Here is a 2,506-nt window from a genome sequence, read left to right on the forward strand (position 1 = left end):
CGGCCGAGTCGCCCTGGTCACCGGTGCCGCGAGCGGTATCGGCAAGGCCATCGCCACCCGCCTGGCCGCCGAAGGCGCCTGCGTGGTCGTCTCCGACCTGGACGCCGACCGGGCCGCCGAGGTCGCGACCGAACTCGGCGGTGCCGACACCGCCGTCGGTGTGGGCTGCGACGTGAGCGACGCCGGTGCCGTGGCCGAGGCGTTGCGCGCCGCCGCCCTGGCCTTCGGCGGGGTGGACCTGGTGGTCAACAACGCCGGACTGTCCATCTCCAAGCCGCTGCTGGAGACCACCGAACGCGACTGGGACCTGCAACACGACGTCATGGCCAAGGGGTCCTTCCTGGTCTCCCGTGAGGCCGCGCGCCTGATGATCGAGCAGGACATGGGCGGAGACATCGTCTACATCGCCTCCAAGAACGCGGTGTTCGCCGGGCCCAAGAACATCGCCTACTCCGCCGTCAAGGCCGACCAGGCCCACCAGGTGCGTCTGCTCGCCGCCGAGCTCGGCGAGCACGCCATCCGGGTCAACGGCGTCAACCCCGACGGGGTGGTGCGCGGCTCGGGCATCTTCGCCGGCGGGTGGGGCGCCCAGCGCGCCAAGGTGTACGGGGTTCCCGAAGAGGAGTTGGGCGCCTTCTACGCCAAGCGCACCCTCCTGGGCCGCGAGGTGCTGCCCGAACACGTGGCCAATGCGGTGTTCGCGCTCACCGCGGGAGAGCTGGCGCACACCACCGGCCTGCACGTGCCCGTCGACGGCGGTGTCGCCGCCGCCTTCCTGCGGTGAGCGCGGTGGGACCGCACGCCGCGATCGACCTGGGCGCCTCCAGCGGCCGGGTGATCACAGGACACCTGCGCGACGGTGTCCTGCGCACCGAGGAGACGGCGCGGTTCGCCAACACCCCGGTGGCCTTGGGCGAACGACTGCACTGGGACGTGTTGTCGCTGTACTCCGGGGCCCTCACCGGACTGGAGGAAGCAGCCCGTGCACACGGACCGCTCGCCTCCGTCGGCATCGACTCCTGGGCCGTGGACCACGGCCTTCTCGACGCCGACGGCGCGCTGCTGGGCAACCCCGTCCACTACCGGGACCGGCGCACCGACGGTGTGCCCGAGCGGGTGTTCGAGCACCTTTCCGCCGTGGACCTGTACGCGGTCAACGGTCTGCAGGTGCAGCCCTTCAACACCGTCTTCCAGCTCGTCGCCGCCGCCGGAAGCGCCCAGCTCTCGGCCGCGCGCGACCTGCTGCTGATCCCCGACCTGTTGGGATACTGGTTGACCGGTCAAAAGGTGGCGGAGCTGACCAACGCCTCCACCACCGGGCTGGTGGAGGTGCGCGGACGCCGTTGGGCCGAACCCTGCCTGAACCTGTTGGAGGACAACTTCGAGGTTCCCGTGAGGAACCTGGTCCCCGACCTGGTCGACCCCGGCCACATCATCGGCCCGGTGAGGGATCTCGGGGCGCCGCTGGTCGCGGTGGGCTCCCACGACACCGCCTCCGCCATCGCCGCCGTACCCGCACGCACCTCGCGCTTCGCCTACATTTCGTCGGGTACTTGGTCGCTCGTGGGTGTGGAGTTGGAGCGGCCGGTGCTCTCCGAAGAAGGAAGGAGGGCCAACTTCACCAACGAACTCGGTGTGGACGGGACCGTGCGCTACCTGCGCAACGTGACCGGGCTGTGGTTGTTACAGGAGTCGTTGCGCACCTGGCAGGCCCAGGGGATCGACGTGGATCTGGCCGACCTGTTGGAGCGGGCGGCTCGTCTGCCGACGTTGAGATGTGTGGTGGACGTGGACGATCCCCGATTCGCGCCACCCGGTGACATGCCGGCCAGGATCGCCGAGTTCGCCGCCGAGACCGGCCAACCAGCGCCCATCGACCCTGTTCAGGTGGTGCGGTGCGTGCTGGATTCCCTGGCCTTGGCCTACCGGCGGGCCGTGCGACAGGCCGCTGAGCTTTCCGGCCAAGAGGTCGAGGTGGTCCATGTCGTCGGGGGAGGGTCGCGGAACACGCTGTTGTGCCGGCTCACCGCCGAGGCCACCGGCCTACCGGTGATCGTAGGACCGGCTGAGGGTACGGCCGTGGGGAACCTGTTGGTGCAGGCCCGGGCTGTGGGGGCCGTTCAGGGAGGTCTGCCCGAGTTGCGTCAGGTGGTCGTCGACTCCTTCGAGACACGTACCTATCCTCCGGAGGAGGAGGAAGGTTCGCCCTGGGCGAAGGCCCAACGCTTCCTCTGGCCGGAGGAGTAGGAGTGACCAAGGGGTTCCCGGCCGTCTTGTGTCGGCCGGGAACCTGTGTGAGCCTTTCGGGGTGACTGCGGAGGTTCGGTGTCTGGTTTGTCTGTTTCTCGACTAGTTGCAGATTCGGGCCAGTGGGCCGGATAAACCCGCAGGTCAACGAGACTGCTCCCCGCGTACGCGGGGATGGACCCAGAACCGGCTCGATACGCCGGCCCCATTCCATCTGCTCCCCGCGCACGCAGGAACGACCGTCACCGATGCCCAGACC

Annotated in this window: 2 protein-coding genes; both read left to right on the top strand. The window is 69.2% G+C overall.

Annotated elements, in window-relative coordinates; translation table 11 throughout:
• Window positions 1–784, top strand: a 784-nt coding sequence (locus K8V84_RS12375) for an SDR family oxidoreductase (protein ID WP_304074310.1), incomplete at its 5' end; no start/stop codon positions are given.
• A 5-nt stretch (window positions 785–789) separates the two neighbouring features.
• Window positions 790–2,247, top strand: a complete 1,458-nt coding sequence (locus K8V84_RS12380) for a rhamnulokinase family protein (RefSeq protein ID WP_304074311.1) — start codon at window positions 790–792, stop codon at window positions 2,245–2,247.
• The last annotated feature ends 259 nt before the right edge of the window (window positions 2,248–2,506 follow it).

Origin of the sequence: Nocardiopsis listeri (genome assembly GCF_020741345.1) — a bacterium.
GTDB lineage: Bacteria > Actinomycetota > Actinomycetes > Streptosporangiales > Streptosporangiaceae > Nocardiopsis > Nocardiopsis listeri_A.